Source organism: Blastococcus capsensis, assembly GCF_030165005.1.
Lineage (GTDB): Bacteria > Actinomycetota > Actinomycetes > Mycobacteriales > Geodermatophilaceae > Blastococcus > Blastococcus capsensis.
In genome coordinates this window covers 1-14,234 of sequence record NZ_JASNNW010000038.1, presented here as the reverse complement: position 1 = coordinate 14,234, position 14,234 = coordinate 1, and the positions used below count along the sequence as shown (strand labels likewise).

Below are 14,234 nucleotides of genomic sequence, written 5' to 3'. Positions count from 1 at the left end.
GGCTCTTCTTACTTGAGGTGGGGGCTGGACAGTCCGCCGCCGATCAGGAGCATGCGGAGTCGGTAGTTGTCGCGGTTGCGGAAGCCGCGGGCGATCCGCCGGTGGAGCTCGATGAGGCCGTTGACGGCTTCGGTGCCGCCGTTGTTGGATCGGCCGGTGTCGAAGTAGGCGAGGAACGCCTCCCGCCACTGCTTCAAGGTGCGGCCGAGGCGGGCGATCTCGGGCACCGGGCAGGTCGAGAACGAGGTGAGGACCTGTTCGGCGATCTTGCGGCCCTCGGCCGGCTTGGGATGCCGGTAGGCGTCCCTCAGCTGCTGGGCACATGACCAGGCCAGCCACACGGGCAGGTGTCGCTCGTCGGCGTCGAAGGCTGCGCGCAAACGTGTCCACTGGCGGTCGGTGAGCTTCTCCGCGCCGGCGCGCAGCATGGTGCGGATTCCGTACAGGGGGTCGCCCTTGCGGCCACGGTGCCCGAGGGTCTCCTGCTGGACTCGGCGCCGGCACTCGTCCACCGCAGCGGTGCCGAGCTTGACGACGTGGAAGGCGTCAAGAACGGCGACGGCATCCTCCAGCTGGTCATCGATGGCGTTCTTGTAGCCGTGGAAGGGGTCTAACGTGGCGATCTTGACCTGCTTGCGGAACGCTTCGCCACGCTGCTCGAGCCAGTCGGCGTAGACCTTCCCCGACCGGCCGGGCACCAGGTCCAGCAAGCGTGCGCGGACGCGTCCTGCCTGGTCACGGGTCAGATCGACCATCCCGGTGAGCTCCTTGGGGCCGCGACCACCGTCGGCGATCGGCTTGGTCGAGACGTGGTGCCAGATGTGCTCATCCACGCCCAGGGCGGTGACGTCGGCGAAGCGGGCCTCGTCGGCGGCCATCGCCTCCAGTAGCGGCTTGATCGAGCGCCACACCGTGCGCCAGGTCGTGCCCAGCTGCCGGGCGATCCCGGCGACCGAGGCGTGCTCGCGGCGCAACTGCCCGATGGCCCACCAGCACGCCCGCGTGGTCAGCAGCGCCCGTGGCCGAGCGAGAGCCTCGTGCTGCTCGGTGAACGCCTTGCCGGTGCACTCGACCTCCACGCAGCGCCAGGTCCGCTTGCGCCACACCAACTGGACCGGGCGCCCGAAGCAGGGCACGTCGACCAGGACAACGTCGCGGCGACCGTGGCTGCCGACGATGACGCCACAGGCCAGACAGCCCATCGGCTCGGGCGCCGACTCCACCACGACCTGCACTCGGCCGTGACGCTCGACGACCTCGATGACGTGGAAACCGTCCAGGCCGACGAGGAGATCACAGCGATCGCAGTAGGAGTGAGCGAAGGAGGAATCAGGACGTGAGCGCGCGCGAGCGCACGCCGTAGGCTCGGACACCGTCGAGGCCTTCCGGTCGGGCAGCTTGGTCGCTCCCGATCTTGGAAGGCCTCGACCCCTCTCCCGCCTCAGCTCACACGCGCGAGTCCCTCACACCCACCGCAGGTACGAAGAGCCCGTAGACCCTGGAGAGGAACTGGAGGTGCAAATGCCAGTGCGGGTCGTTCGCGCGGCTGGTGAAGTGCCGCACCGTGGCCGCCTCCAGCACCTGAACCGGCACCTGCACCTGCCCCCCGGCCGGCCCGACCCGGGTGGTGGCGTGCTCGGACAGCCAGGCGATGATCTGCTCGGCGGCCCGGTCCTGCGCCGCCTCGTACGCCGCGGCAATGTCCGGATGCAGAGCGGCCGCCAGCGACCAGGTCTTCGGCCCGTTGACCACTACCTCCACGAAGCGGACGGCGTGCGCGTCGGTGCGCAGCCGCCCGCGCGGCTCCCCAGTGGCTGGGTCGTGGCCGGCCACCCACGTCTCGTAGGCCTCGCCGGTCAGCGGCGCCAGCTCGGTCACTCGCCCGTCGGTGGCGGTGAACCGGCGGGCGAGCCCGGTTCCCTCGGTGAGGTAGTAGTCGTCCGCCCGGCCCCGGTCGGCTTCCACGTAGCACCGGGCGGCCGCCGGCGCGCCGGAGTACACCTTCAGTCCGCCCTGCATTTATCAACGCCACCCAATAACGTCCAACGCGTCACCCCTAGAAACGACGTTGGCCCCGCGAAGCGGGGCCCGATCTGCCTATCTTGATAGCATGCGCGCCGTCGCTGAGGAAGGGTCTTCGAGGGACCAGAGTGCATCGATTGACGGTCAATATATGCGAAGCATTGAGCTTGAGTCGTCGAAGGTGCTTGGAAATGGTTGGCTGGTTTATTCCTGGAAAGAGCTCAGCGGCTTTGGCGGCTCGTTGACCGTGCTGCGGGGCACCGCACGTCGATGCGGAGCGCCGGATGATCTTGCCGGGTCGGGGGTGGAGGACGCAGCGGCCCCCCGGCACGGGAGGCGGGCCGAGGTGTCGAGCTGGCTGGGAGATGGCCAGACTGGCGGCATGGTGCAAGGCGGAGGAGTAGAGCTGGATCGGGTCCGTGAGCTGCGGCAGCGTGGGTTGACCCCCAAGGAGATAGCCCGCGCGGTCGGGCTGCCGCCGGCACGGGTCACGCAGCTGATCAAGGCGATGGCCGCGGCGGAGGCCGTCGACCCGACCCGGAGTCCGGTCGTGGAGTGCTGGGTTAGCTCGGGCTGGAGCGCCGGGCTCACCGTCACCGGCCACCACCCCGAGTGGCTCGACGAGCCGGGGGACGACAACGCCTCGTCCGGGCTGGTCGGGGTACTGCTGGCCCGCGAGGCCGGCCGCAGCCGGGTGAGCGTCTGCGCCTGGCTGGTCGACGTCTACTGCCTCGGGGTCAAGAACGACCTGGGCCCCACGCGGACCTACCGTGCCGACCTGCCGATGACCGTCCGCAACTTCTTTGCCGTGTTCGGGACACGGCCGCTGGCGGCGCCGCTGGAGCTGGCGCAGCACCTGGTGCTCGGGGCCGTGGACTACGCCCGCAGCCTGGGCTTCGAACCCGCCGCGGAGGCCGACTTCGCCGACACCCGCGGCCACCTCGGCCCCTGGGAGGGGCCCAGCGCGATCCGGTTCGGCCGGGATGGCCAGCCGTTCTTCATTTCCGGCCCGAACGACAACCCGAGCCGCATCCTCCAGCAACTCGAGCGCGCGGCGGGTCCGGGCAACTTTCACTACATGATCGGCGTCCCCGAGTAGCTGCTCGGGGACCTCGATCGCGAAGGTACGGAGGCGGGCCCTCGCCGCTGCGCGGTGGACCCGAGCTGCGGCCGGCCCATTGGTCATCGGAGTCGAGGCCACCGACGGGTCGACTACACCTGCAGAACTGCAGGCCCACTGGAGGGGAACTTGGACACCCCTGTTGGGCCAACCGTCTGGCAGCCCTGCGCCGCCCCAGGACAGGTGGGCCCCCGTTCAAAGCTGCGGCTGCTCGTAGCACGGGTCAGCCATGATGGCGCCGTGCATGTGAACGAGGCCGACCGTGTCTATCGCGAAATCAGAGAGGCGGCAGCCGGCCCGCCGGAGACGTACGCGCGGATACTGGAGCGGGCGCTCGCCGCCTGCGAGGCCAACCCGGCCGCGGATGAGTACCTCGACGTGCTGGAGCTGCATGCCGAGCTCGCCGAGGCCTACGACCGGCTGGGCCGGGTGGAGGATGCGCTGCGGCACGCGGACGTCCTGGTTGAGCAGGGCTACGAGTGTGAGCCGGACCCGCGCTGCCGGCGCGCGGAGATCCTGACCCGCCACGGCAGGGCGGAGGAGGCGGCGGCGGTCTGGGAGGAGGTCGCCCGCGACACGCCGGACGACGTGTGGCTCTACAACAACGCCGGCCTCGAGTACGGCGCGATCGGCGAGCACGAGATCGCGCTGGGCTGGTTGACGAAGGGCCTCGAGCTGGCCGTCCGCACCGGTGACCCGGAGCGGCTGGTGGGTCAACTGCAGGACCTGCGCGCGGAGAGCCTGGCCGCGCTGGGGCGGGAGCCGGACCGGCTGCAGACCGCCGAGCCCCGGCCGGTGGCGCGCACGCCGGCACCCCGACCGTGGCCGGCCAACGCGCCGGCGCAAGTCACGCGCGGCCGGGTCGAGCAGCCGCCGGCGGCCTGGGCGTGGCTGCCCGCCGACGAGTACCTACATCTGGAACAGCACTGGCCCGACATCGCCGACGCTTCGACCGTCCGCGACGAGGCTGGCGGCCTCGTCGACCATGCGAGCTACTGCCGCTGGATGGAGGGGCGACTGCGCGCGGCATCGGATGCTGGCATGACCGCGATCCGCATCGCGCCGTTGCGGTGGGCGGAGTACACGGCGTGGCGGGAGGAGAACCAGGAGGAGGGCGCTCCGGCGCGGCTGCGCGCTCGGTACGCCGCCGACCTGTGCAGCGACCCGACGCGGGTGATGACTTGGCCGCCCGGCCGCAACGAGCCGTGTTGGTGCGGCTCCGGGCGCAAGTACAAGAAGTGCTGCGCCGCGCCCGGCCCGGGCGCGGCGCTGTGAAGACGACCCGGCTGCGGGTGACCCTGCGCGAGGTCACGCCCGCGGTGCAGCGGCTGATCGACGTCCCGGCCGCGATCACCCTGGACGAGCTGCACGAGGTGCTGCAGGTCGCGCTCGGCTGGACCGACTCGCACCTGCACCAGTACCGCACCGACTCGGCTGTCTACTCGGTACCGGTCGACGATTGGGACGACGAGGGGGAGACGGACGAGCGGGGGGTGCGGCTGTCCGCGCTGTCGTCTCGGTTCGCTTATCTCTACGACTTCGGGGACGGCTGGACCCACGACGTCGAGGTGCTCGGCCCCGGCGGCGACGCTTCCGGCTGCGTCGACGGCCAGGGCGCCTGCCCGCCGGAGGACTGCGGCGGCCCGGGCGGCTACGCCGAGCTGCTGGTGGCGCTGGCCAACCCACGGCACCTCGAGCACCAGGCGATGCGGGAGTGGGTCGGCGACCGGCTGCGCCCCTTCGACCAGCAGGCGACCGACCGCAGGGTGCCGAACGCGGTCGGCCAGGTCCCGGAGAGCGTCCGGCTGCTGCTCGGCCTGCTGGCCGACGGCGTCAAGCTGACCCCGGGTGGGCGGCTGCCGCGCGTGGTCGTGCGCGCCGTCCAGCAGCAGCGCCCCGACTGGTATCCGCTCGGCCGCCCGGCGTCGATCGAGGAGGACCTGCTCCCGCTGGCCGCGCTGCACGACATCCTTCGCCACGTCGGCCTGCTGCGGCTGGCCAAGGGGGTGCTCCGCCCGACCAAGGCCGCCGGCGACGAGGTCGATACCGTCCGCCGGCTGCGCACCTGGTTCCCGCCCCGGGAATTCTCCACCTTCGTCGCCGAGCGCGCGGTCGCCATCGTCGCCGCGCGCGGACCGCTGAACACCCGAGAGCTGGCCGCCGAGGTCCTTCCGTTGCTCGGCCACGGCTGGCGTCGCGGGAGCGATCCGATCACGATCGCGGACGTCGAACGAGAGCTGTACCGCCTGGCGCACCAGCTCGCGGCGTTGGACATGCTGGCGACCATCTCGCCGGCGTGGACCGCCGGCCCGTCGGCCCGCTCCCTGCTGCCCGGCGCGACCCTGCTGGCTGAGCTCGTCTGAGCCGCGTCCTCCCCGAGGGTTGCTCAGGGCTGCCGAGCGTCGACCAGGTCCTTGATGATCTCGAAGTCGGCAAGGTTGTAGGTGAGCAGGGGAACCTTCTCGATGGTCGCCGTTGCCGCTATCGCGAGGTCGATCTGCCGGCGCCGTGGGTTGCCGCCCCGTAGGGTGACTGCGGCCGCGAGCCGACCCCATGCCCGCGCCACCTCGACGCTGATCGGAAGCGGGTCGAACGCCGCCTCGATCGCCGCCAAACGGTCCGTGCGACGGGCCCGCTCGTCGTCGTCCTCAGCCACCAGAACGCCGAAGTGCAATTCGGTGATCGATGCGACGCTGATCGCCGCCTCGACGTCGCCCGGTGCCTCCGCGCCGATGAGGACCGAGGTGTCGAGCACAGCTCTCATCGGGTGAACGGGTCGCTCAGCTCGGCGCCGAGCCGAGCCAGGTCGTCATCCAGGCGCCGCGGCGGCGGGCCCTGCCAGATCTCGGCGAGCGCAGGTCCGCCGACCCAACGGCGCCGGTGCGCCGGTCCCAGCTCGGCCACGGGGCGGCCGGCGACGGTGACGGTGAACGTTTCACCGGCTTCGACGCGACGCAGCACATCGCCCACCTCGTTGCGCAGCTGCTTCTGCGGGATCGTATCCACGGCACGATGGTAGCAGTAGTGCTACCCGGCTCCCGAGATCCGCTCCCGGATCGCGGCGCGCGCTGGCCGACACCAGGACCGGCGGTGTGCGGCGCTTACCGCGACGCGGCGGCCGCCGCCCGAGCCTTCAGCACCGGCCGCAGCGCGGCGACGGCCTGGTCGACGTCGGCACCCGGGGCGCGGGCCACGTCCCAGAGCAGCTGGAGGGGGTCGGCCAGTGGCAGGTCGGCCTCGGCGGCGGTCGTGCCCGGCGCCGGCCGTACGCCGGGATCGGCCGGCACGATCAGCTCGAGAGTGGCCTCTCCGGCACCCGACGGCGTCAGCCCGGCCGCGGTCAGCTCGTCGTGCATGGGTCGGCCGGACGGGTCGGCGTAGACGACAGCCCGGCCGGGCCGCCGCCAGGGCGCGAGCAGGTCGGCGGCGACATCGCCGGACACCGCGGCCGGCATGCCGGCATCGCGTAGTGCGGCAACGGCCGCCCGGGCCTGCTCGGTTACGCCCGCCAGTCCGTACCAGTAGGTGGTGATGCCGCCGGGGCCCGGATAGTGCGCCAGCCACCAGTCGACCAGCGCGTCCCAGTCCGCGGGGGCCCAGCGGGGCCGGCCGGCGTGGGCCGTGCGCCGCACGAGTCCGTCGGCGACAAGCCCGGACAGCGCCTGGGACACCCGTGCCTGGGACACCGCGGCGGACCGTCCCAGGTCGACCTGACTGGCCGGGCCGGTGGTGAGCAGCCGGCGGACGACGGTGAGCGCTCCCCACGGTCGCCTGCCGGGTCGGCTCGGCGGCTGCCCTGCGTCCGGGCGGGGTAGGTCGGCGCTCAGTTCGATGGTCCGGTCGGGCAGCACGATCCGCCCGGTGACCGCAGACGGACCGGTCGGGTCGGCCACGAGTACCCACGAGTACCGAGATGCCAGCTGCGGCGGCCGCGTCCAGGGCGGCCGGACTGGCCGAGGGGACCACCAGCAGCAGTTCCCCTCGCGCCGGCGAACCGTGCAGGAGATGGCTGCGGACATGGCTGGGCGAGAGCGCCGTGGGCCGGCGTTCCACGACCGCGGTGACGGCCACCGCATCCCCCTCGGCGGCCACGAGTTCCACCTCGGCCGGCCCCGTGGGCCGTACGGTGACCCCGGACCCGAGCAGCGCCGCCCAAGCGTCCGTAGGTATAAGCATTACCAGCTCATTCCTGATAATGCTTATAGCATGCGCCCGGGATCGGAGGTGCCGCCCACAGCGGTGCACCACCGTCCATCCTCTCCATACTCGGCGGGCCCCCTCTCCTCGCCGTCCGCCATCCTGCCCCACGGCGTTCCGCGCCCCGGTGCCCCGACCCGCGCGCCGCCTACGGTGGTCGGGTGCGCAGACCACGGACCCCCGGAGATCCGAGGTTCCCGGCAGCGCGCAGGTTTCCCTCCAGCCGGATCGGTAATGGGGCGGGGTAGTCACCGACCGACCGACCGACCGGCGGGGCGGTCCCCCGATCGCCTCTCGCCCAGAACACCTCGGGGTTGCGCTTCTACACCCACGACGCGGTCGACTACGGCGCCCAGGCCGTGGAGCAGGTCGACGAGACCACGCTGCGCGCCGTGTTCGACCTGCCGCAGGGCACCACCGTGGCCGACGCCGTGGGCGGCTACGTCACACAGGGCACGGTGGTCGGCGCCGACATCGACGGCGACGGCACCTTCGAGCCCAACGAGCTTGACGAGACGCTGGTCGGCGAACCGCTCAACTCCGGCTTCACCACCTGCCCGCCGTCGACCGTCGACGAGACGGGGCTACCCGCCGGCTGGACCGTCGCGCCCGACCTGCAGTTCGTCGGCAACTTCCGGCAGGGCCCCTTCACCGCCGAGCTGGAGCCGACCACCTGCGTCGACTACGACTTCGACCAGCCCGCCTACCTCGCCGGTGGCAACCGGACCAGCTTCCACCTCGTGCCGATCGACGGCGGCCCGGTCCTCGATGCGACCGGCATGCAGCCCGAGGACGACGTCGAGGGTGACGACAAGGTCGTCGTGCAGTACCTCGGGCTCCTGGACGAGGCGGAGTTCGCCCGCGGGTACGTCGACGCCAACGTGGTGACCAGCCAGGCCGACGGCGACGGCCCGTACAACGTCGCCCAGGCCGACGCGATCTGCAACGCCGGCAACACCGACGATCCCGACCTGGAGACGATCTCCGAGCGCAGCGACAACCAGCTGTACTTCGAGTTCGACGAGGACCTCGACCAGGAGGACGTCGTTCAGGACACCGCCGGGCTGCGCTTCTACACCGAAGAGGGCGACGTCTACACCGCCTCCCGGGTCCTGCCCACCAACCGCGAGGACGTGCTGGTCACCAAGTTCGACCTGCCCCAGGGGGTGAGCGCCCGCGACGCGGTCGGCGGCATCGTGATGCAGGGCACGGTGGTCGCCCCCGACGACGACGGGGACGGCACCAAGGAACCCAACTCCTTCGACGAGGTCCGCAAGTCCGCGGGCAACATCCAGAAGGACACCGTCGAGGTCATCGACTGACCCGTGGGCCGACACCGGCAGGTGCCGGCCCGCCCGGGCATGCCTGCGACCCTCGAGCGCTTCCTTCCCCCCGGCGGTGACCGACTCCTCCACCCCGTCGGAGTGAGCGCCGCCGACGCGGCACAGTTTCGCCCTCCGGCTGACGATGGCCTGTGCCATGGACGTCGCCGAGGCGCTGCAGGCCGCGCGGGCGCTGGTCCCCGCGCCGGGTGATCAGGCGGTACCCGATCAGCTGGTCGACGCCGCCTGCGAACTCGTCACGGCCGACAGCGGGTGCGCGCTGCTGGTGGACGCCGAGGGCAGGCCGACGGCGAACTCGTGCACCGACGGATGCCCGCCCTCGGCGCGCACCCTTCATGGCCCGCCCCCGGGTCTGCTCGCGCCTGTGCTAGCCGGGGCAGACGTTGCGCAGTCGCCCCCTGCTGCAGCCGGGTACCCACCCGCATGGCGACTGCTCGGCCGGCGGCCCGGTGCTCGCTGTGCCGCTGCGGGCCGGCGACGCGGTCAGCAGCGCGCTGTACCTGTCCGGCACGGCCGGGCGGGCCGTGATCGGCGAGGCCGACCAGGCGGCGGTCACCCCGCTGGCCGAGCTGGCCGCACTCATCCTGTCGGTGCGCGCTCGACTGGCCGGCAAACGGCGGCTGCTCGACGGACTGGCCGGCCTCGGCCTCGGCCTGCACCCGGATCACGGCTCGCCGACCGGGACGACGTGCAGCCGCTGGTCGAGGCGGCCCGGCAGGTGCTCGGCATGGACCTGGCGGTGCTGTCCCACCTTGACGGCGACCGGCAGACCTTCACCCACGTCGCCGCCGACGGCATGCCCGGCATCCTGCCCGGCACCGCCATCGACGCGGCCAACGGCTACTGCCACCGACGTCCCGGAAGCCGAACCCTCGGTGGCATCACGCCTGCTCGTCGAGGTCCTCCATCCAGGGACACCTCGTGCACTGCAGCTGCCCGTCCCCGCCGGCCGGCGACGACGTCCACCGCGTCGGCCCCGTCGACTGGTGAGACCGAACCGGCGAGGCGGGATCTGGTAGGCGAAGCACGAGGAAGCGGTCCCCGTGACGAGGGCAGGTCGGACTTGGTGTTGTGGTCATGTGCTGCAAGGTGCAGTACTGGTCGGGTTAACGGGCGAGCCCGGCGTGTATCGCGGTGTTCCAGTCCCGGTCAACCAGTTCGACGCTCACACGGGCTTTATAACGGCCCGGTACGGACGGCGCTCCGACGGTCCCGCTCGCTGACGTCGAGAGCAAGCCGGATGACGTCCCGCCAGGTGGTAGAAGTCAGGGCCATTGACCCGCTTGGGTGATCCACGTGCAAGGGGGCCATCGTGTGATGGTCAGCGAGCGGCGGTGCCAGTGGGCGAACCTCCGCTGGGACGTCCTGGAGCGGCACCGACCCTTTCGGGTCTCATGACAGGTCGTCGTTCGTTGTGGAGGGACGCGTCGTGTCCGCGTTGCCCTCCGCAGTTCGATGGGTCGTCGGGGACGCCGGCGCGTATCAGGGTCAGTGCCAGCGGGATTGGACACGGAGCCGAGGCAAGCGCCGGACACTCGGTCCGCGGCGCGGTCAGGCGGCACTTGCCTTCCCGCGGGTTTAGGGCTATACACCTTAGCCGTGACTATGGCGTCTTCCTCATTCGGGGTGCCGATGCCCGACCGCCGGTCCCGGCGCCGGCAGGACACCATCGAGGAGGCGCTCCACCACGGCGTCCAGGTGATCACCGAGCAGGGCGTCGGGGCTCTGACGATCAGCGAGGTGGCGCGGCGACTCGGCATGCGCGCACCCTCGCTCTACAAGTACTTCCCCTCAGGGCTGCACGCCCTCTACGACGCACTGTTCGCCCGCGGCATGGAGGAGGCCAAGGCCGCTACCGAACGTGCCGTTGCGGGACTGGCTCCGGGGGCGGCCCGGCTGCGCGCGGCGGGCCGCGGCTACGTGCGCTGGGCGGTGGAGAACCCCGGGCTGGCGCAGCTCCTGCACTGGCGGGCCGTACCCGGCTTCGAGCCTTCGCCCGGCGTGATGGCGCTGTCCCACGCCGGCCAACAGCTCCTGGCCGACGAGCTGCAGGCCGCCGTCGACGCGGGCGAGCTGCGCGCCGAGGCCAACGACGAGGAGGCGATCGACACATGGACGGTGCTGCTGTCAGGACTCATGACCCAGCAGATGGCGAACGAGCCCGGCGCCCCCTTCGACGAAGGCCGCTTTACACGGCTGACCGATCCCGTGCTCGACCTGTGGTTCGAGCGCTACGGCACCCATTGAGGAGGAACTCATGCAGACCCTGGACCGTGACGAGGTCGTGCGCCTCGTGCACGCCCCGCCCGACGCCGTCTACCGCCTCGTCTCCGACGTGACGAGGACACCCGAGCACAGCCCCGAGATCCTGCGCTGCACGTGGGAGGACGGGGCGACCGGCCCGGTCGTCGGTGCCCGCTTCGAGGCGGTCAACAAGGCGGGCCGCGGCCCGGCCTGGAAAAATCATCCCGTCGTCACCGTCGCCGAGCCTGGTCGGGCGTTCGCGGTGTCACGCACGGAGAAGGCCGCAGGCACGATCGTGTGGCGCTACGACCTCCAGCCGCAGCCCGAGGGCACGCTCGTGCGGCAGTCCTACGAGGTGCTCGAGCCGGTCTCGCGCCTGGGGTGGTTCGTCATCGGCACCCTCTACGGCCACAAGGACCGGCGCGCCGGCCTGCGTGACAACATGGAGCGGAGCCTGGCCCGCGTGGCCGCGATCGTCGAGACCGCCGAGGTGACCGCGTGAGGACCACGGTCGACGAGGTGGCGGACGGCGTCTACCGCATCGCCACGTTCGTTCCCGAGGTGGCCCCGCGCGGGTTCACCTTCAACCAGTTCCTGCTCGACGCCGAGGAGCCGCTGCTCTACCACACCGGGATGCGCTCACTGTTCCCCGTCGTGAGCGAGGCGGTCGCGTCCGTGCTGCCGCTCGAGCGACTGCGCTGGATCGCCTTCAGTCACGTCGAGGCCGACGAGTGCGGTGCCGTCGAACAGTTCCTCACGGCCGCCCCGCACGCGTCAGTCGCGCACGGCGCGCTGGGCTGCCAACTCAGCCTCGACGACATGCTGAGCCGCCCCCCGGTGGCGCTGACGCCCGGCCAGGTGCTCGACCTCGGCGGCAAGGAGCTCGCCGCCCGCGCCGTCCGCCAAGTCGATACCCCGCATGTCCCGCACAACTGGGAATCCCAGGTGCTCTTCGAGGAAACCACCCGCACCCTGCTGTGCGGCGACCTCGGCAGCCAGCTGGGCGACCCAGGGCCCTTCGCGCAGGGCGACCTTGTGACCGCCGCCATCGAGACCGAGCACGTCTTCCGCGCCAGCAGCCTGAGCAGTGCGGTGCCGCAGACTCTGCGCCGGCTCGCCGACCTGCATCCTGAGGTCCTGGCCGTCATGCACGGCGGCAGCGCGCGCGACGGAGAGCGCACTCTGCGCTCGCTCGCCACCGCGTATGAGGAAGAGTTCCCCGCCATGTGCCTGCCGGGTGAACTCGCAGTGCCCGGACAGGCGCGCCCAGGGGCGCACACGCCACTGACGGCCGGGCAAAGCTAACTCCCAGCCCCCGATGCGCCTCAAGCGAGAGCATCGCCGGACGGGGTATGTATTTCCCGGGCGCCGTCCCGGAGGACCCGCCCGGTGGCCGGTCCGGTGCAGGTGCCTCCACCGGGACACGCTGCGGCTGATGCCGACCTGCAGACAGAGGCGAGATCTTCGGGTCCTGTCGGACCGGCCGAATCGTGACCGGCGTCAGGAGCGCACGGGCGACGAGCGCTGAACGGAGGCCGATGGTCTCCTCGTCCACCCTGCCCGTTCGGGCACGCGTAGCGAACTCGGCGGCTGCCTGGTGCACGTCGGCGGGCGATGACGGCGGAGTCGAAGGCGTCCATCAGTCGCGCTCGACACCCGGTTCGCCGTCGATGTCCCGGCGGCGCTGCGCTTGGGCGCGGGCCGCGGCGATGCGCTCGGCGGCGGTCGGCTTGCTCGGCGGCGTGGCGGCGGCCTTCTGGACCGGCGTCGGAAGGCCGACCGGAGCCGGGTTGCCGGCCAGCCGGTAGAGCTCGGGGAGAGCCTGGAGGTCCTTGAGGCGCGCCGCGGTCTCCTTGGACTTGATGACGTCATCGAGTGCAGCGATCCGCACCTGCAACCGGCCGACGGTGTGCTCCGTCGACCGGTCGATCAGGTCGTCGTAGCCGTTCTCGAAGGCCGCCGGCCGGATGGCCAGATCAAGGTCACCGTGGTCGGTCTGCAGATTGAGCATCCGGACACCGGCCAGCGACTCGCCGGAAACGTCGAAGCGAAAGCCCTCCGGGTTGGCGTCCGAGCGGATGCGCGCGCCCAGCTCGCGGAGTGCGGACGCCAGCCGGTCAAGGTTGTCTCGGGTGGTGCGCGGCGTGACGTCGACGTCGCTGGTGGGTCGGGCCGCCCCGTGCAGCCTGGCAGCGTAGCCGCCGACGACGACGAACTCGACGTTGTGCCGCTCGAGCACGGCCAGCACCGGCTCGGCGTCGAACGGCTGCCCCGCGACCATGACCGGCGACGCTAGACGGGTTGGGCGTCAGTGAATGCCTGCACCATGGCGTCATGCTGAGCGTCGATGCGAGCGCGCTGCTCGGGACCGGCGGCGGCGTAGCGGGCGTCGAGGACGTCGTCGTGGTCGTCGTAGGCCTCCAGCCGCGTGCGCATCTCCAGGTCGACGGCGGCGAGTAGCCGGTCAAGCAGCGGAAAGCTCGGTTGTCGCTGACCGTTCTCAATCTTCGAGACCGTGGACGCGGGCACGCCGGCCCGGCGGGCCAGCTCCGCCTGGCTCACGCCGGTCTTGGTCCGGGCGAGCTTGAGCAGGTTCCCGGCGAACGCCTGCGCATCCCGAGTCCGCTTCGGTCCTCTGACGGCCATAACCCGTGACCATACCTTATTAGGTACGAAAAGTGAGTAGCCCGACCAGTCGATCAAGACAGCGGGGTCACCGTGGCGCCGATGATGCGGGTGCGGGCGTCGATGGCGTGACCGTCGCAGAGGTCGAGCCGGTCGACAACGCGGTGGGTAATCGGGCTCTTCGCAGTTGAGGGTGTAGGTAGGGCTGGCGCGTCGGTCCCGGGATAGAGGTCGAGGCCTCCCGAGGATGGAAGTTCTCACACTGCCCATCCGGAAGACCTCGACGTGCCTGACGCTACCTTCGGCTGCCCTGACCTGACCACGTTCGCCGGCGTGGATGAGCTGGGTCTGGAGGTCGTCGGGCAGCGGCTGGCTCCTGACCGTGCGGTCCTGGCCTGCCGGGTCGTCGAACCCGACCGGTGGTGCCGTCGCTGCGGGTGCGAAGGCGCGCCGCGGGACACCGTGACCCGGTCGCTGGCCCACGCACCGCTGGGCTGGCGACCCACCACGCTGCTGATCACGGTCCGCCGCTACCGATGCTCGGGTTGTGGGCACGTGTGGCGCCAAGACACCAGCAAGGCGGCCGAGCCGCGGGCGAAGCTGTCCCGCCGAGGTCTGCGGTGGGCGTTGGAAGGCATCGTCTGCCAGCACCTGACCGTCGCCCGGGTCGCCGAGGGCCTCGG

The 14,234-nt window shown here is 71.4% G+C and carries 14 protein-coding genes and 2 pseudogenes; 8 read left to right on the top strand and 8 right to left on the bottom strand.

Translation table 11 applies throughout. From position 1 onward, the window contains the following. Window positions 1-8 precede the first annotated feature (8 nt). Complete coding sequence (locus QOZ86_RS20640; RefSeq protein ID WP_284493833.1) at window positions 9-1,235, bottom strand: ISL3 family transposase; 1,227 nt, start codon at window positions 1,233-1,235, stop codon at window positions 9-11. Window positions 1,236-1,458: 223 nt separating this feature from the next. Further along, window positions 1,459-2,019, bottom strand: a pseudogene (locus QOZ86_RS20635) (relaxase domain-containing protein); the annotation flags it as partial. A 385-nt stretch (window positions 2,020-2,404) separates the two neighbouring features. Between QOZ86_RS20635 and QOZ86_RS20630 the strand changes: the two are divergent. From QOZ86_RS20630 to QOZ86_RS20620, 3 genes are all read left to right on the top strand, one after another. Next, window positions 2,405-3,121: a MarR family transcriptional regulator gene (locus QOZ86_RS20630; protein WP_284493848.1), complete on the top strand. Its 717-nt coding sequence runs from the start codon at window positions 2,405-2,407 to the stop codon at window positions 3,119-3,121. Window positions 3,122-3,382: 261 nt separating this feature from the next. Next, window positions 3,383-4,417: an SEC-C domain-containing protein gene (locus QOZ86_RS20625; protein WP_284493847.1), complete on the top strand. Its 1,035-nt coding sequence runs from the start codon at window positions 3,383-3,385 to the stop codon at window positions 4,415-4,417. Further along, window positions 4,414-5,505 (top strand): plasmid pRiA4b ORF-3 family protein, encoded by a 1,092-nt coding sequence (locus QOZ86_RS20620; protein ID WP_284493846.1) that lies wholly within the window; start codon window positions 4,414-4,416, stop codon window positions 5,503-5,505. Before QOZ86_RS20625 ends, QOZ86_RS20620 begins: the two co-directional genes overlap by 4 nt. Before the next feature lie 23 nt (window positions 5,506-5,528). Here QOZ86_RS20620 and QOZ86_RS20615 read toward each other — a convergent pair whose 3' ends face one another. The 3 genes from QOZ86_RS20615 to QOZ86_RS20605 form a co-directional block, all read right to left on the bottom strand. Continuing rightward, the gene (locus tag QOZ86_RS20615) at window positions 5,529-5,897 is read right to left on the bottom strand and encodes a PIN domain-containing protein (RefSeq protein ID WP_284493845.1); all 369 of its coding nucleotides are present in this window, start codon (window positions 5,895-5,897) and stop codon (window positions 5,529-5,531) included. A gap of 5 nt (window positions 5,898-5,902) precedes the next feature. Further along, window positions 5,903-6,148: a type II toxin-antitoxin system Phd/YefM family antitoxin gene (locus tag QOZ86_RS20610; protein ID WP_284493844.1), complete on the bottom strand. Its 246-nt coding sequence runs from the start codon at window positions 6,146-6,148 to the stop codon at window positions 5,903-5,905. 95 nt (window positions 6,149-6,243) lie between these two features. Continuing rightward, window positions 6,244-7,035, bottom strand: a complete 792-nt coding sequence (locus QOZ86_RS20605) for a MarR family transcriptional regulator (RefSeq protein WP_284493843.1) — start codon at window positions 7,033-7,035, stop codon at window positions 6,244-6,246. 618 nt (window positions 7,036-7,653) lie between these two features. On the opposite strand from QOZ86_RS20605, the gene QOZ86_RS20600 reads away from it, so the two are divergent. Continuing rightward, window positions 7,654-8,661: a hypothetical protein gene (locus tag QOZ86_RS20600; RefSeq protein ID WP_284493842.1), complete on the top strand. Its 1,008-nt coding sequence runs from the start codon at window positions 7,654-7,656 to the stop codon at window positions 8,659-8,661. A 685-nt stretch (window positions 8,662-9,346) separates the two neighbouring features. Here the strand turns inward: QOZ86_RS20600 and QOZ86_RS20595 are convergent. Beyond that, window positions 9,347-9,532, bottom strand: coding sequence for a hypothetical protein (locus tag QOZ86_RS20595; RefSeq protein ID WP_284493841.1), 186 nt, complete (start codon window positions 9,530-9,532; stop codon window positions 9,347-9,349). Window positions 9,533-10,314: 782 nt separating this feature from the next. Between QOZ86_RS20595 and QOZ86_RS20590 the strand changes: the two genes are divergently transcribed. Genes QOZ86_RS20590 through QOZ86_RS20580 form a run of 3 tightly spaced genes read left to right on the top strand, consistent with a single transcriptional unit; the run spans window position 10,315 to window position 12,231 of the window. After that, window positions 10,315-10,929, top strand: coding sequence for a TetR/AcrR family transcriptional regulator (locus tag QOZ86_RS20590; RefSeq protein ID WP_284493840.1), 615 nt, complete (start codon window positions 10,315-10,317; stop codon window positions 10,927-10,929). 10 nt (window positions 10,930-10,939) lie between these two features. Then, window positions 10,940-11,428 carry an SRPBCC family protein gene (locus QOZ86_RS20585; protein ID WP_284493839.1) on the top strand — a complete coding sequence of 163 codons (489 nt, stop codon included), beginning with the start codon at window positions 10,940-10,942 and terminating at the stop codon, window positions 11,426-11,428. Beyond that, on the top strand, window positions 11,425-12,231 hold the full coding sequence (locus QOZ86_RS20580) for an oxygen-binding di-iron domain-containing protein (RefSeq protein ID WP_284493838.1): 807 nt from the start codon (window positions 11,425-11,427) through the stop codon (window positions 12,229-12,231). The genes QOZ86_RS20585 and QOZ86_RS20580 overlap by 4 nt, the downstream gene beginning before the upstream one ends. Window positions 12,232-12,565: 334 nt before the next feature. Here the strand turns inward: QOZ86_RS20580 and QOZ86_RS20575 are convergent, their stop codons facing one another. Both QOZ86_RS20575 and QOZ86_RS20570 read right to left on the bottom strand, forming a co-directional pair. Further along, entirely contained in the window at window positions 12,566-13,207 is a 642-nt protein-coding gene (locus QOZ86_RS20575; protein WP_284493837.1) for a nucleotidyltransferase domain-containing protein, read from the bottom strand. Between the two features lie 11 nt (window positions 13,208-13,218). Continuing rightward, complete coding sequence (locus QOZ86_RS20570; protein WP_284493836.1) at window positions 13,219-13,572, bottom strand: helix-turn-helix domain-containing protein; 354 nt, start codon at window positions 13,570-13,572, stop codon at window positions 13,219-13,221. A gap of 264 nt (window positions 13,573-13,836) precedes the next feature. On the opposite strand from QOZ86_RS20570, the pseudogene QOZ86_RS20565 reads away from it, so the two are divergent. Next, window positions 13,837-14,234, top strand: a pseudogene (locus tag QOZ86_RS20565) (ISL3 family transposase); the annotation flags it as partial.

Coding starts and splice junctions, on each gene's coding strand:
- QOZ86_RS20585 (WP_284493839.1), top strand. CDS start 10,940: ATGCAGACCCTGGACCGTGACGAGGTCGTGCGCCTCGTGCACGCCCCG.
- QOZ86_RS20590 (WP_284493840.1), top strand. CDS start 10,315: ATGCCCGACCGCCGGTCCCGGCGCCGGCAGGACACCATCGAGGAGGCG.
- QOZ86_RS20570 (WP_284493836.1), bottom strand. CDS start 13,572: ATGGCCGTCAGAGGACCGAAGCGGACTCGGGATGCGCAGGCGTTCGCC.
- QOZ86_RS20575 (WP_284493837.1), bottom strand. CDS start 13,207: ATGGTCGCGGGGCAGCCGTTCGACGCCGAGCCGGTGCTGGCCGTGCTC.
- QOZ86_RS20630 (WP_284493848.1), top strand. CDS start 2,405: ATGGTGCAAGGCGGAGGAGTAGAGCTGGATCGGGTCCGTGAGCTGCGG.